The organism is Paenibacillus silvae, from assembly GCF_014639235.1.
Lineage (GTDB): Bacteria > Bacillota > Bacilli > Paenibacillales > Paenibacillaceae > Paenibacillus > Paenibacillus silvae.
This window is the reverse complement of sequence record NZ_BMFU01000007.1, coordinates 275,762-299,327: the sequence shown is the minus strand read 5'-3', so window position 1 is coordinate 299,327 and position 23,566 is coordinate 275,762. Positions and strand designations below refer to the sequence as shown.

Annotated in this window: 15 protein-coding genes; 12 read left to right on the top strand and 3 right to left on the bottom strand. The window is 49.9% G+C overall.

Translation table 11 applies throughout. The features are described from left to right. Positions 1–5 precede the first annotated feature (5 nt). The 8 genes from IEW26_RS21920 to IEW26_RS21885 all read left to right on the top strand — a co-directional run bounded on the left by IEW26_RS21920 (position 6) and on the right by IEW26_RS21885 (position 12,266). Positions 6–2,561: a transcription initiation factor TFIID gene (locus IEW26_RS21920; protein WP_373288524.1), complete on the top strand. Its 2,556-nt coding sequence runs from the start codon at positions 6–8 to the stop codon at positions 2,559–2,561. A gap of 55 nt (positions 2,562–2,616) precedes the next feature. Then, positions 2,617–3,900, top strand: coding sequence for a vWA domain-containing protein (locus tag IEW26_RS21915; protein ID WP_188593875.1), 1,284 nt, complete (start codon positions 2,617–2,619; stop codon positions 3,898–3,900). Between the two features lie 21 nt (positions 3,901–3,921). Next, complete coding sequence (locus tag IEW26_RS21910; RefSeq protein ID WP_188593874.1) at positions 3,922–4,620, top strand: beta-mannanase; 699 nt, start codon at positions 3,922–3,924, stop codon at positions 4,618–4,620. 46 nt (positions 4,621–4,666) lie between these two features. Beyond that, entirely contained in the window at positions 4,667–5,926 is a 1,260-nt protein-coding gene (locus tag IEW26_RS21905; RefSeq protein WP_145404486.1) for a TRAFAC clade GTPase domain-containing protein, read from the top strand. Then, complete coding sequence (locus IEW26_RS21900; protein WP_188593873.1) at positions 5,923–9,177, top strand: GAP1-N2 domain-containing protein; 3,255 nt, start codon at positions 5,923–5,925, stop codon at positions 9,175–9,177. Before IEW26_RS21905 ends, IEW26_RS21900 begins: the two co-directional genes overlap by 4 nt. Before the next feature lie 641 nt (positions 9,178–9,818). Next, positions 9,819–10,700 carry an ABC transporter ATP-binding protein gene (locus IEW26_RS21895; protein ID WP_188593872.1) on the top strand — a complete coding sequence of 294 codons (882 nt, stop codon included), beginning with the start codon at positions 9,819–9,821 and terminating at the stop codon, positions 10,698–10,700. Between the two features lie 100 nt (positions 10,701–10,800). Next, positions 10,801–11,619 (top strand): ferric iron reductase, encoded by an 819-nt coding sequence (locus IEW26_RS21890; RefSeq protein WP_188593871.1) that lies wholly within the window; start codon positions 10,801–10,803, stop codon positions 11,617–11,619. 167 nt (positions 11,620–11,786) lie between these two features. Continuing rightward, positions 11,787–12,266, top strand: a complete 480-nt coding sequence (locus IEW26_RS21885; protein ID WP_111268999.1) for a glutathione peroxidase — start codon at positions 11,787–11,789, stop codon at positions 12,264–12,266. 135 nt (positions 12,267–12,401) lie between these two features. Here the strand turns inward: IEW26_RS21885 and pelA are convergent, their stop codons facing one another. After that, positions 12,402–13,583: a pectate lyase gene (gene pelA / locus IEW26_RS21880; protein WP_188593901.1), complete on the bottom strand. Its 1,182-nt coding sequence runs from the start codon at positions 13,581–13,583 to the stop codon at positions 12,402–12,404. A 561-nt stretch (positions 13,584–14,144) separates the two neighbouring features. On the opposite strand from pelA, the gene IEW26_RS21875 reads away from it, so the two are divergent. From IEW26_RS21875 to IEW26_RS21860, 4 genes are all read left to right on the top strand, one after another. Next, positions 14,145–15,506 carry an FAD-dependent oxidoreductase gene (locus tag IEW26_RS21875; protein ID WP_188593870.1) on the top strand — a complete coding sequence of 454 codons (1,362 nt, stop codon included), beginning with the start codon at positions 14,145–14,147 and terminating at the stop codon, positions 15,504–15,506. A 288-nt stretch (positions 15,507–15,794) separates the two neighbouring features. Further along, a complete protein-coding gene (locus IEW26_RS21870; RefSeq protein WP_145404481.1) occupies positions 15,795–16,658 on the top strand; it encodes a formate/nitrite transporter family protein in 864 nt (287 codons plus the stop codon). 497 nt (positions 16,659–17,155) lie between these two features. Further along, positions 17,156–19,219 (top strand): molybdopterin-containing oxidoreductase family protein, encoded by a 2,064-nt coding sequence (locus IEW26_RS21865; RefSeq protein WP_188593869.1) that lies wholly within the window; start codon positions 17,156–17,158, stop codon positions 19,217–19,219. A gap of 307 nt (positions 19,220–19,526) precedes the next feature. After that, complete coding sequence (locus IEW26_RS21860; protein ID WP_188593868.1) at positions 19,527–20,444, top strand: class I SAM-dependent methyltransferase; 918 nt, start codon at positions 19,527–19,529, stop codon at positions 20,442–20,444. Between the two features lie 144 nt (positions 20,445–20,588). Here IEW26_RS21860 and IEW26_RS21855 read toward each other — a convergent pair whose 3' ends face one another. After that, on the bottom strand, positions 20,589–21,617 hold the full coding sequence (locus IEW26_RS21855) for an iron-hydroxamate ABC transporter substrate-binding protein (protein WP_188593867.1): 1,029 nt from the start codon (positions 21,615–21,617) through the stop codon (positions 20,589–20,591). 102 nt (positions 21,618–21,719) lie between these two features. Continuing rightward, positions 21,720–23,369: a helix-turn-helix domain-containing protein gene (locus tag IEW26_RS21850; RefSeq protein ID WP_145404478.1), complete on the bottom strand. Its 1,650-nt coding sequence runs from the start codon at positions 23,367–23,369 to the stop codon at positions 21,720–21,722. Positions 23,370–23,566: the final 197 nt, after the last annotated feature.

Here is a 23,566-nt window from a genome sequence, read left to right as displayed (position 1 = left end):
ATCGTATGAATGATCGATCCAATGCGGGAGCCGCAAATTACAACAATTCGGCGCCCGGGACAGATGCTGGCAAGTACACCGCGACGAACCTGAAGCGAGAGCTGCAGCAGTATGCTGCCCGGTATGCTGCTGAACAAGAGCGTCAAGGCAGCCTGGGGGATGGACGCAGCAGCATCCATTATCCCGCCCTGTTTCTGTTTGTCGGCGATCTGGTCGCACCTGCGGTGTCTGCCGTAAGGCAGATTAATCGCTTGAAGTGGGACAACGAGGATGGCGTAGTTTACGTGCACATCGGCACAGAGCAGGAAAAAGAAAGCGGGGAGCAATCTCGCAAGGAAGGGCGAAGGTCGGCTGAGCATGCTTCATATGAAGAAATGACAGGTGGCAGTTCTACTGCACCGAATGATGATCAGGTGACATACCACCACCTTCCGCTCTCGTCCTATCAGGCACAGCGGCCTTCCAAAACGCTGCGCAAGGACGTACACCGCAGCTTTCATGAGTCGGCGGAGGCACTCTTTGGACTGAATCGCACGATGCGGCGGGTAAGCAATCGTATTGCTGAATACGGACGTCTTTATTCATCCTTCGACCGGATTTATGTGACGGTAATCACCCGGGCAGATGATCCGCTGAATGTACTGCTTCCGGAAATCACCAAGCTGACCGAGACGATTCTGGCACAGTCCTTCAAATCGGTGCAGACCGATCTGCATGTACTGGTCAGCGAGATGGAGCAGGTGGAATCCTTCGGATATGCGAGCGCAGCAGGGCTTGCCTTTCTGCGTGAGCTGGATTACATGCAGTCGCTGGACTATACGTTCAGCGGCAGCCTGCTGGTGACGGAGGACGGGATTTCGATTCCAGTCACACATGCCGCGGCGCCTCTGTATGATCTTGTGTATGTGCTGTCCGACAAAAACGAACGTGGCACCGGTGTTCCCGGCGGCTGGATCGAAAATGCGGAGATCATCTGCCGCATCTGTCTGCTGAAGAATCGCAAGCAGGATGAGGGGCATGAAGCTCGGGCAGCGATCAACAGCACAGGAGCAAACACGTACAACAATACATCGTTCAAAAATAATATCCGCACCACCTCCGATCAGCACGGGTATGCAAGTGCAGGCTTTGCCGAGATCAGGCGGCCGAACAAACCGATTGCACTCACCGTGTTATATCATCTGTACCGCTATCTGCTCGGCCGAATGCAGCAGGAGCCGGATTGGAGCATGAAGGAGAAGCTGGCCTTTTTCGGGTTGGATGCGACTTCGGTGGAGCGGAAAGTGGAAGGTCTGCTGCCAGGGGATGATCTGATCAGCGGCATGAGCGGAATTATGACGCATAATCGCAGCTTTGCAGAACTCAAGCCGCTCTCCTTGCGAGAAGCGGAGCAGGCGCTGTATGGAGAGGGAGCGGAAGCCTACTTCCGTGATAACGTTGTTCGTCCGGTGCAGGAGCGTGTTCGTGAGCGCAGCTCCAGCGGGTCGCTGCGTCGTCAGGCCGAGCAGTCTCATATGGAGCGCCCTGAGGCGGGTTACTTTCAATGGGCTGCATGGAGCGGCGGTGAGCCAGGCAGTGTGCGTGAGGCGCTGCTGGCTCTGATTCGGGACAAGGCAATGCAGCTCGAATCGGCACGTGCGCTGCTGGAGCAGCGGCAGCAGGAGCGGGTAGAGGATCAGCCGATCAAGCGAGCGCTTTTCCGTGATAAACAGAACGTACGCAATCTGATCGATTGTCTGCTGGAGCGTGTATACGTACCCAAGGTCGACTTGTTACGGCTGGAACATGAGTTGCATCTGCTTCGTATCTACGATTCGGAGATGGAAGAGCTGCACCGCTTCAGCCGCGAGGTTACGGTCTCGCTTGAAGCGTTGGAGCGTACGTTGCGTGCAGCAGCAGAAGAGAGCATTGCTGCTGCCGATGAATACATCGGTCAGAACGTAATGGAGTATTACGGCAAAGTGACGGAAGAACTGATCGCAGACCTGGAGGCCAGACGGGGACGGGATGTATGGTTCGAGGAAAGATATATGGGAGATATGAACCAGCTCGCCGCCATCGGCAGTGACCGCTTGCTGCATCGTCTTATGGATCTTTGCCGTGCACTGCTGCTCTCTGCGGAGCCGCTGCGGCTGCCATTTGAGGAAGAGCTGCTGCAGCGGGCCAATGTGACGATTACTTATCGCGATCGGGATGTACTGACTCGGGATGATCTGTTCCGCAGATTGTACCGCACACTGGAAGAGCAGGCTGTAGTTCGCATCAGAGTGTTTGACTATACGCAGGAGCATCGCTATGAAGAGAAGTACTTTTTTGGCGATCATCACAGTGCCTTCATGGATTACGCGGCACATGCCGAGGAGACCTCGCGAATCTACAAGCTGGGTGTCGTATATGAGGAACGCAGCAGCGGTGTAGAGAAGCTGAATCTGATGGGAGGATTCCATCTGGAGGATCTGATGGTCTACCGCAATGGCAAAGTGTATTACGATTCGTATACCGAAAACGGCTATGAGCTTCACCCTGCGGAGCTTGTGGAGAAGCTGTCTCCGCTTCGATAAGGGTTAACCAAGTCAGCCTGCTTCTGGCAGGTTCTAAGAAAGGATGCATGCAGACATGCAGCGAAAAATCAATCTTCTCCTGGTCCTGTTCAGCCTGATTGGCGGAGCGGTGGGTTTTGCGGCAGGAGAAATTATGCTGCGTCAGTGGCTCGGGGAGATGCCGCGCCTGCTGCTGATGGGATTATATTTTGGCGTAGTGGCGCTTAGTGTAGGACTGTTCTGCTTGCTGGCAGAGATGATCTCGCCGCGTTTGAACGGCTCTTCGTGGAAGCTTAGATATCTGGGACTGTCCTGGAAGCTGCTTGTGCCTGCAACACTGGCGCTGCTGCTGGTCGTTGGACTCGGCTTGCAGCTGCTGTATCAGATCAATCCGGGCGGGGCGAAGCAGGTCAAAGATATCATTCTGATGATCGACAACTCAGGCAGCATGAGCGAAACGGACCCGAATAACGGGCGGTTTGAAGCGGCGAAGAGTTTAATCAATCAGATGGAAAGTGACAAACAGGTGGCGGTCATTACGTTCCATGATCAGCCGCAAGTGCTGCAGCCATTCATTGCTGTGGACAGCGAAGCCGCCAAAAATGAAGTGAACAGCAAGATCGACAGCATTGTGACCACATCGGGTGGAACCAATTTTGACACGGTGCTTAGAGAAGGCATGGAACTGATCAAGGGAAAACAGGACCCGAAACGAGGTACTGTGGTTATTCTGTTATCCGATGGATTCAGTGATGCAGATATCTCGGACATTTTGCCGCAGTATGTACAGGAACAGGTTGCCATCCATACGGTAGGTTTGAGCCTGGTAGACCCTTCGGGTACGGATTTGCTCAAGAGCATTGCCCAGCAAACCGGCGGCATGTACTATGATGTGCCGGACGCGGGCGGCCTCAATGTCGCGTTCCAGCAAATTTACGATACGATTGATGAGCGTACGCTGGTGACTGAACGTACGGGTGCGATGGAACACAGCGTATATCTGGCGATCTTCCGTGTTGCCGCCTTGCTGTTGATCGGTGTGGCTCTCGGCGTGTCTTTAGGACTTGTGTTTGATAACCGTCATCTTGCACTCAGCTTTGGGGTGGGCGGTGCCGTATCGGGACTGCTGGCTGGACTTTTGCTGGAGTGGGGGCTGGACGGCTCCAACGTGGGGGACGCTTTTGTCCGTTTGGGGGCAATGCTGATTCTGTCAGGGGTGCTTACCCTGTTCTCCTGGATTGTTCCGATTAAAGAAAATACACCACGCAAAAGCCGGGGACGCCGGGAGGTCGGAAGCGGAACCTCTTCTGGGGAAGGCTTCGGACAACGACCAAGAGACACACGCAGCAAAGGATTTTAACATCGGGGAGGTCAATGGAATATGCAGTTTATGAATGCAGATGCTGATCCCTCGGCTCCCCGGATTCGCAAGCTGACACTTGCGGTGGACGATGGACGCTGCTCGCTTCGCTGGCTGTGGCCTGAACAGCTGGAGGCGGTATATGTGGAACGTGTGGAGCTCAATCAAGTGAACGATGATCGGGAGAGCGAAGATCACAGCGGTGAGAGTTCATATAGGGGGCATCAGCAGTTGTCCTCGCACACACAAGGCAAGCTGAAGCTGTATACGAGAGAGGAATACAAGGCCAACAACGGGTATGCGGATCGAATCACCGGTTTTGGCGCAATTCAGTATACCGTGTATGCGTGTCTGATGCAGGAGGACGGACCTGTGCTGATTCGTCAGCAGGATGAGGAGAATCAAGGGATTGCAAGTGCAGGCAAGGCGGATATCCGCTTTGCCATTCGTTATAAGCGCAGCTTTTTTCAGAAACGCAAGACGGTATTGATGACCGTAACAGCCGAAGTACCTGTGCCTAAGGAAGCGCTCTGTTATGTTCGCAAGCAGGGAGGGGTTCCGCTGAACAAGGAGGATGGTACGGTGTATCCGTTTGTCAGTGATTTTGCACCAGGGAAAAATGAAATGCCGCCAGTTGAAGTCGCCAAGGACGACTATGTGAGGTTATTCTTCACGGACGGCCCGAAATACGGAGCCGCCTATCGGCTGATATCCGATTGAACATACATGACGATCGTATTACACAGATATGGGGAGGGGAGTGGCTATGAGTTTTTTTAGCCGGTTTTTGAAGAGACAGCAGCCGGAGGAGCGGCCGTTGTTCTACGACATCGTATGTCCGTACTGCTTCAGCAAATTTTCACCGGAAGAGGTGGTGTTCCGTGCGGCACATCATCGTGACGATGACGAGGACTACGCCCTTGGGGAAGATGCCAAGCTGAACCGATACCGGGAGCGCTTTGGGCTGGATACGGTGTTTGATATGGAAGCCGTATTGTCGCCTTATGACGTGCCTGAGGAGCACCGAATCTATTCGGATAACATCGTGATGGGGCTTAATGATCGTTACGGTGTAGTCACACGCCGCCGCTTGTGCCCGCACTGTCATAATGAGCTACCTGTAACGGCGGGCAAGGCCCCGAGCAATATCATATCCATTATCGGGGCATCACAGGTCGGTAAATCGGTCTATATGACATCCTTGATTCATACGCTCCAGCATTATACAGCCGATCATTTTGATGCTGCGTGTATGCCGCTGAATGCCGAGATCAGCCGCCGCTTCCGTGCCGATTACGAAGAGCCGCTGTTCGAGCGGGGTGATCTGCTGGACTCCACGCAGAAGGAAAAGCTGCAGGAGCCGTTTATTTTCCAGTTTGTGTTCAAGGACGAGGATAAAGCGCCGCTGACGCTGGTGTTTTTTGACGTGGCAGGTGAAGGTATGGTGGAGCAGGACTATCTGGGCTTGCACGGACAGCATATCAAAAACTCGGCAGGCATTCTGTTTATGGTGGACCCGCTTCAGATTCGTTCCATTCGGGACAAAATTCGGATTAATCTCGGCAGCGAGCCCGGAGAATGGACGCCAAAATATGATGAGCCGCGCGATGTGGTACTGACGTTGTTCGGTGACTTTATCGCTTATCAGGACAAGGCCAAGACCAATATCCCGACGGCTGTTGTGCTCACCAAAAGTGACATGCTGCACTCCCTCAAGGATGAGGAAGGGGATTACATCAAATCGAACAGTAACGTGTTCCGCAACATGGTGCATCGCGAGTGGTTTGACCTGACCGAGTTCGAAAATATCGACGGGGAGATTCGCCGTTTTATCGAGAAGGTGGATCGTCCGTTCAAAGGCACGATGGATGTGTACTTCAAGGACACCGCTTATTTCGCTGTATCTGCACTCGGCAGCAATCCGGTGGATATGAAAATTCAAGGTGTGGTCAGCCCGATCAGGGTGGACGAGCCCTTCCTATGGCTGCTGTACAAGCTGAAATACATTGAGGGGAGAGTGGGATGATGCGTTCCTCCAGCACTCCGCCCATTGAACAGCAGATGTACACGAGAGAGCGGCGCGGGGTATTCCGTACAACAGAGGGGTTCGATACGGTGGCGGCTTCGCCGGGGCTGGACCCTTCTTTTATCAAAAAAGTGCTTCATCCCTACTGCGTCTATGATGCTCCTGCGGAGCTGACAGGCCGGGGTGAGAAGGACGAGAGCAAGTTTCCGGCTTCCATGCATATGCTGCATCTGGAGAGCGGCGAGACGATTCTGGGGCAAAATGTGTACCAGGCTGCGGACTTTACCGGGCTGCGCAGCGCCTTCTTTGCTCATAATTACGTCTTATCTCCGGCAAGCATGGAAGAGTATATAAAGCGTGTGGACTGGCTGGATACGATGTTTGTCACCTCCTATGATATCGAGCAGGGAACAGAGCTTCCAGCGCTAAGCAAGCTGCCTGTAACAGCAGGAAAATCGGTGCCAGCTGCAGACAGCGAAGAAAGATTCGGAACGAACACAGCACCTGTTCAGATTTTGAGCGCCTTGAAGATTGATGAGACGATGTTCAAGCGCATGCTTTATGCTGTGATGCAGTCTGTCGCTGCACGCCGCAAGGTCTACATTGCGCTTGATGTGGCTGCGGAGGAAGTGGCGGCAGCCGCCAAGGCGCTGCTGCGTCTGCTGTACAGAGCTTTGCCTTATGCGTTCCGCCGGCTGCTTGGCTTCATGACCTTTGCCAAAGAGCCACAGGCCAAAAAGGGTATTCACGTTCAGTTTGTAGAGCGCGGCACACTGCGTCCCAAGGATCGGAACACGGAGAAGGATTTCACCTTTGATCTTGTCTCTGGCCGTGTCACACATGCGGATGCTTCGGTAGCGAAGCTGCCATATGCTGAATTCGCATGGTTTCTGATGCAGGATCAGGCAAGGGCAGCGGCATTCTACGAATTTGCCGATGAGATGCTCGCAGGCATGGAGCCTGGACGTGACCTTTCCATTGAGGCTTACGGAGAGTTATCCGTGTTCTACAGCCTGGAGCAAGGCGTGGAGGATTTGTATCTGAATAACAAAAGCGAGGTCCTCAGCGGTTTGCTGACGTATCTGAAGCCGGAAGGTGCACAGCAGCAGCGTTCACGTCTGAACGAGCTGTTTCTGACCTTGCTCAGCCGGGAGCTGGACAGCGTACGGCGGGAAAATGTACCCGAGGAAGCGGTTGCCTCGCGCATCGGAGAGTATTTCCGGGTTGCTGCACCTGTGGTGAAGATCCGGATTGTGGATTATTTTATCTACGCTGTGAACAATGCGCGTGTGCAGAAGCGGATGCGTGCTGTTCAGGAGCTGTATGCCATTCTGGATCGTGATGTACAGCTGCATCAAGCCTTCTTTGATAAGGTGCTGACCAATGCCTCGTTAACCAAGCTGCTGTTCGAACCGTATCTGGATCATCAACTGAAACAAACGGAGACCGCCGCTGGTATCATTGAGCTGGTTCAGCGGTGGGTTACAGCTCATCCGTCTGTTATCCAGTCGGCCCTGTTACTTGAACGTTCCTGTACCGAGCTGCGAGAAAGGCTGTGCTCTGCACCTGATCCGGTTCAATCCGCGAATAAAGCCCTTCAGCGGGTTAGTGTACTGGACCGGATTACCGGGAATAGCGCGCTGGAGCCAGAGATTACAGGCTATATCGGGCAGTCGGAGGTAGCAGCGAGACCGGGTCAGCAGCCTGAACATTCTTCAGACCATGCAACTGCCACAGCTTCTGGCAGACAACCCGCCGTATATCAGGAGGCGTTAACCAAGCTGGCGGACAAGCTTGCTTATGTGATTAACCTCTTTATGATTGAGGACCTGGATCTGGAACGGGTGAATCGTGACCAGCTGCTTCAGATTGATATTCTCCAGCATGGAGATGAGGTGAGAGATTGGGCTGCACGTCAGGGCTCTGATGTTGCGGCAAGAACCAATATGATGCTGGCCGCCAGAGCCTGGCTCAGCGGGGATGGCAAGGCCGAAGAAAACATGGAGGCCCTTTCTCTCGCCGAGCGTGATGAGCTTCAGCGCTGGACTCGCCGCTGGTTGGCTGCGGAGCTGCAGAGCCATGCAGGACCCGCGGCGTATGAGGCGCTGCCCTTGGCATTCTACCGCGGGGGAAGTGGAAGCAATCGGCTGGATTACTCGGGTTTGATCGAATTTGTACGCAATCATACAGGTCAAGCAGAAGTGCTGTATACCTTCTTTGAATGGTCCGGCTCGCAGCGCATGTTTGTTCGTGCTTCCAATGCACATAAAGGATATGCAGATGCAATCATCAACTACTTCAAGTCGCATGACCGGGAAGCGTTTCGTTCCAAGTCAGCATTCAGGCCGTATTATGCCAAGGCAGGAAAAGCCATGAAGCCAATCTATGATCGGGCAAAAGCCGAGCTTGCCTCCCCGCTCATGCGTATGCTGACTGGACGGAAGAAAAAACGCTGGCTTGGACTGCTGCTAATTCTCATTGCAGGCATTGCAGGTGGATCGTATGCCTTGATGAGCAATAAGGCTGAACCTCAGGCGCAGCCCCCTACCGAGCAGCAACCTGCAGTTCCGGCTAATCCTGAAGAGCAGCTACCAGACTATATAGCTTACATTGTTGCTGCCACCAAGCAGGAGGGAACAGCATCTCCGGCCCAATTGGTTATCCGTTTTCGAAGTGAGACGGGGGGAATTCCTTTTGAACGCGGTAAACTGCAGCTGCTCATGGATGATCAGAGTATGAAGGAATTCGACGTTACGGATCAGTGGCAAAGCTTGAACGCTGCTGGAAAGCCGGACACAACGAATGATCCCGCATCGTCCCCGGACAGCTCGGCGGGCAGCAGCAATGAATCCGGGTCAGGCACAAGTGAAGGTGCTGCGGGTGCCGATACTGCTGATTCCACAACTAGCGGAACGGATGGGACGCAGCAGCCAAGCGATGATTCAACACAGAAGTCGGATTCAACCGTAGCCGGTCAATCTGAGGCCAATCAGGGGAAGGGTGAAGGCAGCAGTAATGCAGAAGCAGGCAAGCAGGGGGAAACCGATAACAAGGGTTCGTCTGAGGGTCAGACTGCTGGCGGCAGCACAGGCAGCTTCAAACCACTGACTGCGGCAGAAGCGGAGCGTTTGTATCCTTATGGCATGCAGATAGCATTGCCGGAAAATGTTCAGCCCGAGCATGTCGTGAGCATTCAGCATGAAGCACAGGGCTTGAAGATCGTAATCGACTTGATGTATGAGCCGAGCTGAATTCAGAATTCGTACCTGGAGGTGATCCTGAAGCGCAGGTTTCAGGGTCATCTTTTTTTAATAAAACACAACCTGCGGAGAATCACTCCCGATGACCCCGTTTGTTCACAATATAGACATAAAATAATTGATTCACATTAAGGACAACTTCACGAAGTGAAAAAAAGCACGGAATCATTGAGAAATACTCTCATATAATAAGTGGCATGTTACCTTGCAGAACACCAAATTCGACTAGAAAAATGCTTATTTTATCAAAAGATAGAGCATTTCCTGTTGACAAGTGATAATGATTATCAGTATCTTTAGTATAGTTAATTTATCGTTTTCGTGTATAAGTTGAACTTTTATTTACACTCGAACGGAGAGGGCAGAAAAAACCTGAAAAAGCGAAGCGTTCGCCTTTATCACCGGATTTTCCCATTGCAAAAAGGAATCAAAAAAATCTGGGGATAACAGCGATTGGAAGGTTGTTCTGTCATCGGAGTGGATTGTGTAAATCTTTTGTTCAATTTATATAGAAATGTAAATGATTGAAGCGTCGGAAAATGCAGAATATCACATCAATATATAATTTCAATTTCGTTGTCGTGACTATAGCCGGAATACATAACCGGGATTAATGAGAGAGGGATGATCGCATGTTTCGTCTGGAGACGTCCAAGCTGGATATCGCTTATGAGGAAAGACTGATCGTTGAGAATCTGAACATCCAGATTCCCCAAGGTAAAATCACCGCACTTGTTGGAGCTAATGGCTCGGGGAAATCCACCATTCTGAAGACGATGGCACGTATTATGTCTCCGAAGTCAGGAAGTGTGTTACTTGACGGCAAGTCCATTCATAAGCAATCCACACGTGAGGTTGCCAAGCAGCTTGCGATTCTGCCTCAGAATCCTACAGCACCAGAAGGTCTGACTGTTACCGAGCTTGTCTCTTATGGTCGTTTCCCTTATCAAAAAGGATTCGGTTCCATGCGTGCAGAAGACAAACGCATGATTGAATGGGCGATTGAAGTGACGGGCATGACGGAATTCCATGATCGTCCGATTGATCAGCTGTCGGGTGGACAGCGTCAGCGTGCATGGATCGCTATGGCTCTTGCACAGGAAACAGATATTCTGTTCCTGGACGAGCCGACGACTTTCCTCGATATGGCTCACCAGCTGGAAGTATTACAACTGCTGGAGCATCTGAACGCCACGGCTAATCGGACCATTGTCATGGTTGTCCATGATTTGAACCATGCATCCCGTTACGCGCAGCATATGATTGGCATCAAGAAAGGTGCAGCCGTTGCACAAGGTTCCCCGGTTGAAGTGATGACTTCGGACGTACTGCGTGAAGTGTTTAATATTGAAGCAGACATCGTCATGGACCCGCGTTCGAATGTACCGCTCTGTCTGCCATATGCGCTTGCTGGTGAACGTCAGAAACCTGTCACTCCTGAAAAAGTGATGAACAGTGCTATGGTGCATGCAGGCCGTGCAGAGCAGCATCGTGTTCAGGCCACAGGCAGTTAATGAATTAAAATGGACCTTGCGTGTCCTCTACTATAAGAATGAAGCCGCTGTGCGTTGTTTGCACGCGGCTCGTTCGCATTCATGGGAGGTTTCAGCTATTATGGGCGACATCAACTATACCTGGCTAGAGCAGTATGCACGCTTTACGATGAGTACTCCTCAAGATGCCGTATACGCGGCATCTCTTGCATCGCTGCGTGACACTGAGCAGGCTAGAGTTATGCTGACAGCTTATAACGAGCATTTACGTGCGGACAGCCTGCAAACTGCAGCTGTGTATTTCATGCATTCCGTTCGCGGATTGCTGCTGGGCATTCATTATATCAATGCCATGTGTGATAAGGTATTAGATCTCTCTCTGGACAATATCCGGCTGTATCTGGTGGTCAAGGACGGATATCCAGCATTCCTTTTTCAACTGACAGATCGGACCGAGCGAGCTCATCCTGCCCCTCCGAACGAGGGTGGATCTGCTTCTAACGAAGCAGCCTCTGCCGCAAGACAGGTTATGCTCACATCATATTACAGAGACCAGCTCCGGCCTTTAATAGAAGGGGTGGCAATGGCTGGCGAGGCAAATACAGGGCAGATGTGGGCGCAGCTTGCATCCATCCTGAGATGGTTCAAAACGCTGGCTACCCAGATGGACATTACAGATCATGAGCGTGAAGCCGTTGTTCAGGGATATGAGCATGTGATTACGATGTCGCCAGACATTCTTGGATTGCGTAAAAACCTGCTGAAATTCAAACCGGTAGAGATTGACAGTCCGTATCAACCCGGGGAAAAGACGTTAATGAAATCAACCTGTTGTTTGCATTATAAAGTGTATGGCGGTCAGGATTATTGTTACACTTGTCCCAAGCTGAGTAAAGCTGAGCGGCAGACGCGATACGAGGCAATTCTGGCTTCCCGGTAAATTTGATGTATGCCATGGAACAGGGCTATAATGAAAGACAGGTGCAGGCTGTATCTTTTCAAGCTTCATTTACCAGAGGCGGGTATAGTCCAAGGGCCTTCTTTAGTTATCGTTCGATTGCCTTTCAATAATGTAAAAATTAAACCATGTCATAGGAGGAATCAGCAATGTCCGTATATTCATACAAAGCAGTAACCACTGCGAATCAGGAAGTGCCGCTGGATATGTATCAAGGCAAGGTGCTCGTCATTGCGAACACAGCCAGTCAATGTGGACTCACCCCGCAATACGGTGATTTGCAGAAGCTCTATGACCGTTATCGTGATCAAGGTCTGGTTGTGTTAGGTTTCCCTTGCAATCAGTTTGGTGGACAGGAGCCGGGTACAAGCGAGGAAGCGGAGTCCTTCTGCCAGATCAATTATGGCGTGAACTTCCCGGTCTTTGCCAAAGTGGATGTAAATGGAGAAGGGGCTCATCCTTTGTTTCAATATTTGAAGCAGCAGCAGCCTGGTGTGGGTGAAACGAGTGATATCCAATGGAACTTTACCAAGTTCCTTGTGAACCGCGAGGGTGAAGTTGTTGGTCGCATCGAACCTAAGGAATCTCCAGAGTCCATGAGTGCTGCTATTGAGCAACTGCTTGCATAGTATGAATGTTATAACGTGTGACATGTGAGGTCACTCATAACGAAAAGCCTGTCCTTCTGTAAACAGAGGGACAGGCTTTTTTGTTTTCACTGAGATGGGATGCAGATGATGATGCAGGGTGGATCATTAATATAGTTATTCGGGAAGCGGCTTACTGAGCTCGTAGTATCCTTGCTCGGAGGCCAGCTTGAGAAGGTTGCGAGCATAGCTTCCTGCCCAGGAATAGCCGTGTCTGCGCTCCTCGCTGATTTCGAGAATGTTCATATATTTTTTGCCATCCCGGTCTGCGTAAAAAGGAACATCCTCGTTCACGTTATAGAATCGGTACCAGATGACACTGCCGGCATCCGGCTCGAAATAAACGGGTCCTTGCCGGTTGTATTTGGTGCCATCTTCACGAACGGTATCAAACCATTTCAGAGCGCCTTTGGCAGCGCGTTCGATCTCGGGTGTCTGGGGCAGGGACATGAGGAAAGCTGTGATTGCAACTGACTCTGATCCCGACTTGGAGGCCAGTTCGTAAGCTCTGCCGGGGAGCGGTTCGTAGGTCAAAGGGTCATGCTGCGCGCACCACACAGTTGGCACACCGTTATTGACGATTTGAGCTTTGAGCGTGTAGCTGATGCCTTTCTCCAGTGCGGTTCTCAGCTTGCTGCGTTCCTGATTGCTGAGGATATCGTTATCAAAGCCGTGTTTGCGCTGGGTGATATCATCGAGCAGAAGCATCGTCTGCACCATGGCATTGTCATTATATGTGACAGCATCAGAGTAGTTGCTGCGTTTAGGGTAGACCTGCGGCCAACCACCGGAAGGGTACTGCGAAACGAGAATAAAATCAACGGCTTTGCGGACACTTTCCTTAAAAACGGGATTGCCTGTTTTGACATACATATCGGTAAGGAAACGAATTTCAGATGTGGTCGCATCGTTATCAAACGTTCCGAGCTCCACCCCACTCGGGTCCTTCCAGCCTGAGCGAGCGGTGACGCCATCCCAAGGTGCCGCGTACTGCTTCTCCATATCCTTATAGAAGCCGCCGTGAGGCATTTGCCAGGATACGATATTCAGGGCGAAGGCTGTGTCTTTGGAAAGGTCACCAGTGGCAAAATGGCTAATATCTCTAAATTTCTGAAGCAATGAGGATACATCCACACTGGAAGGCATAAGTTTCGAGCTGGGTAACACCTCGGTTTTGATCGTTACGGACTGCGCAGTAATATGGCCTGGAGCTGATGCAGAGTCATAAACAGAACTGGAATTAGAGGTAGAAGCATCGGACGCAGCGGCGAGAGGAGCAGCAAATCCGGTAATCATCATGGCAAAGGAAAGGGCAGCGGGAACAATTCGTAATGGAACTGACAATACACGGTTCTTCAAATGAACGCCTCCTGAACGTTTAGTTAACAAATGATATGGAAAATATATATCACAAAATCCAGTATAAGGATTTAATATATTGTAAGCGCTTACTATTTTATAATCAACCTTTTAATCAAAATGTTTTTTAATTTTTTATAACAGGCCATGTGGTCCGCTTAATTAATGGTTGGTTTTCAAAGGATATTTGCTCTTGAATACATGGATACTCCTGCGAAAATTGAACATATTGGGGGGCATAAGCGAATTGTGATTCGGGAAAAATGAGCATACTGAAAAAAGAGGATTGAGGCAGCAAGATATAATTTTGAAATGACAAATAAAAAGATTTTGGTTAAATCTCTTGCAATGTGAAAAAGATCACATTATAATGAGTGTACAAAGTGAAATAAATCACATAAACCATCGAGTTAATAGTGAAATGTTTCACAACTACTCAAGCAGTGATTACAATGACGTTTATCTTTCATCATTTTTATATACTCCAAGGAGGAACTACCTATGAAAATCGCCGTGATCGGATGTACACATGCAGGGACAGCAGCCATCGTGAATACCGCCAAACTTTACCCGGATGCAACCATTACCGTATATGAACGCAATGACAATATTTCCTTCCTGTCCTGTGGCATTGCGCTCTACGTTGGCGGCGTGGTCAAAGACCCGGATGGCCTGTTCTATTCTTCGCCAAATCAATTGGCAGACCTCGGTGTAGTGACCAAAATGCTGCATGAGGTTACCGAAGTGGATGCCAAAGGCCACAAGCTACGGGCTAAAAATCTGCAAACCGGGGAAGAATTAGAAGATACATTTGACAAGCTGATCGTGACTACAGGTTCTTGGCCAGTTGTTCCGAAGCTGGAAGGCATTGAGATGGACAACATCCTGCTCTGCAAAAACTACAATCACTCCAATACGATCATCGAAAAAGCAAAAGACGCCAAACGGGTAACCGTGGTGGGTGCAGGATATATTGGTGTTGAACTGGTTGAAGCGTTCCAGATGAACGGCAAGGAAGTGACGCTGATTGACAGCGTGGATCGTATTTTGAACAAATATCTAGACCCCGAATTCACGGATGCAATCGAGCACACCTTGACGGAAAAAGGCATCACACTTGCTCTGGGTCAAACCGTGCAGAAGTTTAGCGGCGAGAACGGCAAAGTCACAAAAGTCATCACGTCCAAAGGGGAGTTCGAAACGGATCTGGTCATCCTCTGCATCGGGTTCCGCCCGAACACGGAGCTGCTCAAAGGCCAGGTGGATATGCTGCCGAACGGAGCAATCATCGTGGACAAATATATGCAGACCAGCCAAAAGGACGTATTTGCAGCAGGAGACAGCTGTGCGATCCATTACAATCCCACAGGCAAAGCTTCCTACATCCCGCTTGCCACCAATGCGGTTCGCATGGGTACACTCGTTGCACGTAATCTGGTTCGACCAACAACCCCATATATGGGAACACAAGGGACATCGGGCATTAAAATATATGAACAAAACATTGCAGGAACGGGCATGACCGAGACATCGGCCGCCGATGAGGGCTTGATTGTGGAAGCGGTGGTGCTGGAGGACAGCTATCGCCCCGAATTTATGCCAACGGCAGAGAAGCTGCTGCTGAAAGTGGTCTATGAGCAAGCAACCCGTCGCATCGTTGGTGCACAGATTATGTCTCAAGTAGACCTGACTCAGTCGATCAACACGATCTCGGTCTGCATTCAGAACAACATGACGGTGGATGAGCTGGCGTTTATCGACTTCTTCTTCCAGCCGCATTACAACAAACCTTGGAACTTCCTGAACACTGCAGGTTTGCAAGCTTTGCGGCCGGTAGAGGTTAAAGCACCAGCGTTGGTGTAAGGCAAGGGCAGCAAGCAACAGCAGCAAGATAATAAGGTGGTAGTCAAGTTCAAACGAAGAAGTTAATGCTGTAGAACAGATAGCAGAGAACCATCCATATCGGGATATGGAGTTATGAAGAACCAGGGCTGGCGGGAATACCGTCAGTCTTTTCTTTTTCTCTTGAATAATGAACAACGAATTATTGTGATTATTTGCACAAAGTTTTATGTACAGTCGATATACAATAAATACATAGATAGAAAATTATATTTTGAAACGGATAGAAGAAAAAGGAGAGGATGACTTATGGCGGCCAAAACACCTCTTGAGGTTGCACAATATACAGCACAGACCGGGATGAAAAAAGCACAGAATCCGGTGTCCTCGGTGCTGATTCTCGGTTTTCTGGCCGGGGCATTCATTGCACTCGGATTTCTGCTGGATATTCGTGTTATCGCATCTGCACCAGCGGAATGGGGCAGCATAGCCACATTTATAGGAGCAGCGGTGTTCCCGGTGGGGCTCATTCTGGTATTGATCGGCGGCGGGGAGCTGCTGACAGGTAACATGATGGCTGTGCCGCTTGCAGCAATTACTCGTAAAATTACTCCGGGAAGCATGCTGAAGAACCTGCTGCTGGTGACGCTTGGCAATCTGCTGGGTGCACTGTTTGTTGCTTTCTTCTTTGGTCATGTGCTGGGCCTTACTGCAGACGGAGTGTATCTCACCAAGGTGGTAGACATGGCGGGGCACAAGCTGCACGACAGCTTTTTCCAGGCTTTTATATCCGGTATTGGCTGTAACTGGCTGGTGGCGCTTGCCGTGTGGTTGTCCTATGCTGCGGATACGATGAGCGGTAAAATTCTGGGGATCTGGTTCCCGACGATGGCCTTTGTCGCCATTGGCTTTCAGCACGTTGTAGCGAATATGTTCCTGATCCCCGCAGCGATCTTCGAAGGTCATTATACCTGGGGACAATATGTCATGAATTTTATTCCAGTGTGGCTGGGTAATCTGACAGGCGGAGCTTTATTCGTGGGGGCTGCGTACTGGATGGTCTATCTGCGCAAGACAGAGCCGGCAGTGAAATCTGAGACGACTGCTCCTGCTTCTGCTGCGGTCAGCTCTGTGGAGGCTGATGCAAGAGGTATGTGGAGCAAGCAGGCTTAACTCAAGGGAAGAGCATTCAAGAAACGAAACTATGCATGCGGAAAGGCAGTCAAACATGCAGGTAAGCAACATGTGGGATGGCACACAGACATGCAAGCTTAACAAAAGATGATTCATCTCATAGGATGGCGTGACCATGGGTCCTGTCCGCAATGAGATGTGATCATCTTTTTTGGTTTTACCCTAAAATAACGCAAAATAAATTCGCCATGACAAGGTTCGGGGGAACGAAACCTGTCCATGGCGAATTTCGGGAGTGGTCCATGATATGGCATGAGGAGGAAGTGGGGAAACACTAGCCTAATGCCTTGTTTTTAATTTACCCCCGGATTTCAAGAATGAATCACACAGGTGAAAACTTTTTTTGCAGCTCGCACTAAGGACAGGAAAAGCGTTGAAATCATGAAAATTTGGCGAATTGTTCCTGTTCTCTTTACGGTATGACTTCAAAAGGGATATCATATAGGGATAGCTGTTGAAAGAGGGGGAGCCAGAAGATGATCGATCAGGAGAATGGTGTGTTTCCAGCGGTATGCCCGCTCGATTGTCCAGACACATGTGGTCTGCTGTTACATAAAGAGAACGGTAAAATTGTAAAGGTCACCGGTAACCCGGACCATCCGATCACGAAGGGTGCAATCTGTAATAAAGTTCGAAATATGACGGAGCGGGTATATCACCCCGAGCGTCTTCAATATCCGATGAAACGGATCGGCGCCAAAGGCGAAGGAAAGTTCGAGCGGATCAGCTGGCATGAAGCCATTCAGGAAATTACGACAACGTTTAAGGACCTGTCCGCAACCTATGGACCCGAGAGCATCCTGCCATACAGCTTCTACGGCAATATGGGCATACTCGGGGTGGATGGCATGGATCGGCGTTTCTTCAATGCGCTGGGAGCAAGTGTGCTGGAGCAGACGATCTGTAATGCTGCGGGCAATACAGGCTGGAAATATACGATGGGAGCCAACCGCGGCACGCTGCCTGAGGATACGGAGCATGCCGATCTGATTGTTGTCTGGGGCGGGAATATCGTTAGTACGAACATGCATCAGGTTGTGCTTGCAGAGAAGGCACGCAAGAACGGAGCCAAAATCGTAGTCATTGACGTACACCGCAACCGGACGGCGCAATGGGCAGACTGGTTTATTCCGCTCTATCCGGGTACAGACAGTGCGCTGGTACTGGGGTTGATGCATGTGCTGTTTGAGCGTGGACTTACGGATGAAGCGTTTATGCAAAAATATACCGTGGGACACGAGGCGCTGCGCGAGCATGTGCGCAGTTACACCCCGGAACGCGTAGCACGTATAACAGGTGTACCTGTGGAAACCATTGTGGAGCTGGCTGAGCTGTATGGCGGTGCTCAGGCCGCTTATATTCATATCGGCAATGGCTTGCAGCATCATGACAATGGCGGCATGAACGTGCGCAGCATTGCCTGCCTGCCCGCAATAACAGGGCAGTGGCTGAACCGCGGCGGCGGTGCGGTGCGCACCAACAGTTATGCGAGCACGAATAGCGATGCGCTGGAGCGCCCGGACTTGCGGAAGCATGCTGAGCCGCGAGTGGTGAACATGAACCGGATTGGAGAAGCACTGCTGGAGTCAGAACAGCCGATCCGGGCACTGATGGTGTATTGCAGCAATCCGCTGGTGGTAGCACCGGATACCGAGCGGGTAGAGCGAGGTTTTGCACGAGAGGATTTGTTTACCGTCGTTCATGATCTGTTCATGACCGATACGGCGAAGTACGCCGATATTGTGCTGCCAGCGACCTCATCCTTTGAAGCAACCGATCTGTACACTTCTTACTGGCATCAATATGTTCAGCTGCAGGAGCCGGTTATTGCAGCGATCGGAGAGAGCAAAAGCAATGTAGAACTGTTCTCGCTGCTTGGACAAGCAATGGGATATGACCCAGACATTTTTGGCGAAACGCCGGAGCAGATGATTGAGAGTGCATTGCAGGAGACGGGAAATCCGTATATGAACGGGGTAACGTTGGAGCGCTTGAAGCAGCAGCGTTTTGTGAAGCTTGATATGTCGGCACACACCTCCTTCCTGGAGCACCTGCCAACACCATCCGGCAAAATTGAATTGTATTCAGAGCAGATGGAACAAAAGGGATTGCCGCCGCTGCCAACCTACTGTAACCTGATTGAAGGCTATGATGGCGAAAATCCGGCGGGACCCGCTGATGCGTATCCACTGATGTTTATCTCACCGCCGAACCATAATTTTCTGAATTCCAACTTTGGCAATTCGGCGAAACACCAGCGGATGGAGAAGATGCCATTATTGCAGATGCATCCGGAGGATGCGGCGCGCCGTGAGGTGCAGGATGGCGATTCTGTTGTCGTATGGAACGAACGTGGACGTATCGAGTTAACGGCCAAAGTGACAGACGCGATGCTTCCGGGTACGGTCATCAGCCAAGGTTTGTGGTGGGACGGCGAGGGTAAGAAGCAGCGCTCGAACTCACTGACATCCAATCGGTTATCGGATATGGGCAATGGGGCTACCTTTTTCTCGGCCACTGTTGAAGTGAAGCGGCAGTGAATGTGCTCGCAGGCTGATTTTAATGATGTAACATAGATTCATATTATATGTTGTAACTTACAGGCTTCCGCTGTTGCTGGTCTTGCCACATATGCGGGAGCCTTTTGTGGACTCCTAGGGAGAATGACTTGATAGGCATGGATGGATAGAGTATAAAAAAACAGTCCAACGTATCTGATCTATCTAAAAATGAGATTGACAAAAATGTTTATATATGCTATAATTTACATATATAAAGTTTCCGTATATACTAAGGTTCTCCTGGCCAGGGGGAATCTTATTTTTGTTTATACGGGAGGAACATGTCATGAGCCAGAAAGCTTCCAGCATCACGTCTCTGATTTCAGCTTTTGCCCGAGCCTACCATGTTGAACATGATGAACCGCTTATTTTTAATGATTTTGCTGCCAGAGAGCTGATCACTTCACAGGAGTTAGCGGATATTGGTAAAAATATGACACAAGGTATCCATTTTTTTCACCCGGATGCGGATCGCACATTCGGAGGTCAATCCGATCGCATGTTAAAATGGATCACCCAAGTCCAGCTCGCCCCGATCACCTTATCTCGTGCCGCCTACAGTGAGCAGGTCATATTGCAGGAAACGGCGCTTGGCTTGAAGCAGGTGGTCATTCTGGGTGCGGGTATGGATACATTTGCGGTTAGACACCCGGAATTGGAGGATACGCTGGAGGTATTCGAGGTGGATCTTCCGTCCACACAACAATTGAAAAGGGAACGGCTGCACCAGGCGAAGCTGGTTATTCCACGGAATCTGCATTTTGTACCTATGGATTTTACCCGAGATAAGGTAAGTGTAGATTGGACAGATGCAGCAGGCTTGGACAAGGTGAAAACCCTGTTTACGCTGCTAGGGGTTTCATATTATTTGTCCAAGAGCGATATCTCCCGCCTGATGTATCATATATTTACAGAAATGCCTGCTGGAAGCTCTATTGTACTGGATTACGCAGATGAGCATCTCTTTCAAGAGAAGGGTCAATATCATCGGGTCGAGCATATGGTGAAAATGGCGGAAATGGGCGGAGAGCCGATGCAATCCTGCTTCACGTATAAGGAAATGGAACAGCTGATGGAGAATGCAGGTCTTCTCATCTATGAACATCTGACACCTGGGGATATTCAGCATCGATACTTCAGAGATCGCACAGACCATTTGTCTGCTTTCGAAACCATCCATTTTATTCATGCGGTAAAAAAGTGAAACCGGGCTATGCAGCATAGGTGCAGCGCTATATAGTGGCTACACAGATATATTATATGTTACAGATACTTTCATATAAAAAAACACCAAAAGCCCGGGGAGGCCTAGCAAGCCTCTCCGGGCTTTGGACGTTCACTACTGAGTTTACTTGCGATTCTGTTTAGCGCGCTCTACAATCATTTCTGCGAATTCTTCAGCTTGTCCCTGGATTGCAATCGGATCAAAGTACCAGTACCGGTCCTCCTGCAATTCGTATACTTGATTGTTTTTCACCGCAGGCAGGGACTTCCAGATGGAATCACCCTGATAATTTTTATTGCTCTCACCAACGGTCAGGAAAATATGATCGCCTGCATAATCACCAACAACCTCACGTGAAATCTCTTTCCATTGGGTATCGCCCATCAGTTCTTTTCTGGTGCGCTCAAGCGGAGTAAGTTCCAAAGCGCGGTAAACCGCTTGTCCTCCTCGCCCAAAGTTGTCTCCATATCCATAAAAACTCTTGTCCGATACTTCAAGGATCGAAAAGGTTTCCTCTGGACGGATGACTGCCTTTACTTTGGAGCGAGCGGCTTCCATCCGTTCATCGTACGTTTTCAGCCAAGCCTCGGCTTCCTCGGATTTGTTCATAAGCTCTCCGAAACCACGGATTTCATCATGAACATTCGTAAATGTACCGTAAGGAATGACTACGGTAGGAGCAATTTTTTGATAATTCTCAATCTCCTGGGCCTGGTTAGAGTAGGTAATGATCAGATCCGGATTCAAGTCAACAACCTTTTCCAAGGATACGGCGTTCCGATCACCAATACTTTCTATGCCCGTTACCTGGTCCGAATAGAACGGGTTCTCCAGATAGTATTGGACAGCACCAACGGGCTTGATCCCCAGTACAAGCAGATCACTTACGTACATGTCTGTAACAATGCGTTGGGGTTCAGCCGGGATTTCAACATCCCCGCTTAATGACTTGTAGATTCGTGTAGCTTCGGACGAACCCGAACCGGATGACGTCTCTGTGTTGGCTTCGGAAGTTCCGGATGTAGTTCCTGATTCCGATGCCGACGTTTGTTTGGCCGCAGGGACGCCTGCTCCGCTGCTGCAAGCGGTCAATATCATAATCATAGCAAGCATGAGCAACAAGCCGGAAAATCTGTTTTTAACAGCATACATGTAATGATTCCCCCTATGTATAGTTCATAAATAATAATGATTATTATTCTCATTAATAACATAGAGGAAGATGTCTGATTTGTACATGGACAACGATGATCACTAATGCATAGACAGATGTGATGTGAAGTGATGCATTATGTTTTTTAATTGCTTCATTATGGATACAGGATCAAAACCGTAGAACATGTCCGCATCAATGCTGTATAAATATCCGTTACGAATGGCTGCGAGAGTGCTCCATGATTCTTCATTCATTCTTGAAATCACAGCTTGCTGTTCTGCAGCTTCCTCAGGATAGGCCACAAATATGTAATCTGCGGCATACAGATGAATGTCGGATAACGGCACATGGATGTATCCGTTTGGCAACCGCCCATCCTTGAGCATTCGTGTCGGGGGGCTAAATCCAAGAGACTCATACAGAATATGAGAAGCTCTGCCCCAGCTATGACCAAAGACGTATGCCCCCTGTTCCCCATACAGGAACAAACATACCGCTGAACCGCGATTTTCGCCGATCAGGTTGTCTAAGGTCTCATTGGCATCCTGCTCCAGCTGGTGATATTGATGAATGATAGCTTGAGCCTTGGACTCTAGTCCCGTCATTCTACCGATCTGGATAAACTGCTGCTGCCAGTCCAGTTCTTCAAACGGCATCAGAATGGTAGGGGCAATCATTCGTAATTCATCCATAGCCGGATGGGGTGCATAGCCGATGATGATGTCAGGATTCACCTCTGCGATCAACTGCGGATGAGCTAACAATTCATGCTCGGCATACTGCTTCATCTGGTGTTGTACATGCTTATCAAGACCGGATTCCATCCAGCTCGCAACGGCTCCTATGTGGGGAATACAGCCCAGTGCCAGCAGGGAAGCCGTGTAGTTGAAGGTCAGAGAGACAATTTTCTTCGGGGTGTTCCGGTAATGGGCTGGTGCTGCACCAACGATTTGTTTGAACTTGCGGCTCAGATAGAACGAATCTTTATATCCAGTCAGTCTGGCCACTTCCTGTAATGTAGGACTTCCTAGCAGCAGATGTTCTTGAGCCATCCTGATCCTCAAACGGGATACATACTCGACAAAGGTAAGGCCGGTATAGCGTTTGAATTCCCGCGAAAAATGTTCCGGGCTTACGTTAGAGGCCTTAGCCATCTGCTCACGGGTCAAAGGTTGTGCATACATCTTATGAATATGGCGGAGCGCACCATCAAGCCAGAAATGATCTGGTTCAGGTGTAGTAGCAACTTGATCCTGTAGCATATCCAGAAGTTCATAGAACAGAATGTGCACTCTGAACGAACTTGAATTGTGGCCTGTCGTGCATACCTTGGCCAGTTCTGCTGCCTTGTCTACAATCAGGTGGCTGGATATTGGAGTTGGGGACGCGAATGGCCAGCAGCGATGCTGTTGATCGGTAAAATCAAAAGCGATGGCAATACCCTGTACTGGCGACAGGGAACCCCGATAGCTGTCATGTTGCAGCAGGCTGCCTGCCCGGCGAATGAAGGCGGAGCCGGCAGTTAGTGTCAGTTTTCCATCTGCTCCAATAAGCCGTGCCTGACCTGCAGTTATGATGTATAATACATGGAGTTTGCTCCATGATTCCTCGATATGGGCAAACGTTTCACGGTCATGAATCTGCACGAGATGTCTCAGCTTGAATGGAGCATCAGGAACAGGCTCCATGTACGTTAAGGAAAGCCGATGTTGTGCGTTGACTGGATCGGTAGGCTGGTTGTTTTTCATGACGTAACCTTCTCCTTAAACATGATCTTGAAGGGCTATATACAGTATTGCTCTTCTTGTACTGGTCAAATTGTTGAATCTGAACTATTATGCAGTATATACGAAAAATAAAACATCGTGGACTATCGATCAAAAATTGTACTTATTTCTGCGAAAATAAGATAAAATGGTTGAAATCGCTATCACCAGCGGCTATA

What these genes read in the sequence shown, in the direction of transcription:
- IEW26_RS21920 (WP_373288524.1), top strand. Translation starts at nt 6, where the DNA reads ATGAATGATCGATCCAATGCGGGAGCCGCAAATTACAACAATTCGGCG.
- IEW26_RS21915 (WP_188593875.1), top strand. Translation starts at nt 2,617, where the DNA reads ATGCAGCGAAAAATCAATCTTCTCCTGGTCCTGTTCAGCCTGATTGGC.
- IEW26_RS21910 (WP_188593874.1), top strand. Translation starts at nt 3,922, where the DNA reads ATGCAGTTTATGAATGCAGATGCTGATCCCTCGGCTCCCCGGATTCGC.
- IEW26_RS21905 (WP_145404486.1), top strand. Translation starts at nt 4,667, where the DNA reads ATGAGTTTTTTTAGCCGGTTTTTGAAGAGACAGCAGCCGGAGGAGCGG.
- IEW26_RS21900 (WP_188593873.1), top strand. Translation starts at nt 5,923, where the DNA reads ATGATGCGTTCCTCCAGCACTCCGCCCATTGAACAGCAGATGTACACG.
- IEW26_RS21895 (WP_188593872.1), top strand. Translation starts at nt 9,819, where the DNA reads ATGTTTCGTCTGGAGACGTCCAAGCTGGATATCGCTTATGAGGAAAGA.
- IEW26_RS21890 (WP_188593871.1), top strand. Translation starts at nt 10,801, where the DNA reads ATGGGCGACATCAACTATACCTGGCTAGAGCAGTATGCACGCTTTACG.
- IEW26_RS21885 (WP_111268999.1), top strand. Translation starts at nt 11,787, where the DNA reads ATGTCCGTATATTCATACAAAGCAGTAACCACTGCGAATCAGGAAGTG.
- pelA (WP_188593901.1), bottom strand. Translation starts at nt 13,583, where the DNA reads ATGATGATTACCGGATTTGCTGCTCCTCTCGCCGCTGCGTCCGATGCT.
- IEW26_RS21875 (WP_188593870.1), top strand. Translation starts at nt 14,145, where the DNA reads ATGAAAATCGCCGTGATCGGATGTACACATGCAGGGACAGCAGCCATC.
- IEW26_RS21870 (WP_145404481.1), top strand. Translation starts at nt 15,795, where the DNA reads ATGGCGGCCAAAACACCTCTTGAGGTTGCACAATATACAGCACAGACC.
- IEW26_RS21865 (WP_188593869.1), top strand. Translation starts at nt 17,156, where the DNA reads ATGATCGATCAGGAGAATGGTGTGTTTCCAGCGGTATGCCCGCTCGAT.
- IEW26_RS21860 (WP_188593868.1), top strand. Translation starts at nt 19,527, where the DNA reads ATGAGCCAGAAAGCTTCCAGCATCACGTCTCTGATTTCAGCTTTTGCC.
- IEW26_RS21855 (WP_188593867.1), bottom strand. Translation starts at nt 21,617, where the DNA reads ATGTATGCTGTTAAAAACAGATTTTCCGGCTTGTTGCTCATGCTTGCT.
- IEW26_RS21850 (WP_145404478.1), bottom strand. Translation starts at nt 23,369, where the DNA reads ATGAAAAACAACCAGCCTACCGATCCAGTCAACGCACAACATCGGCTT.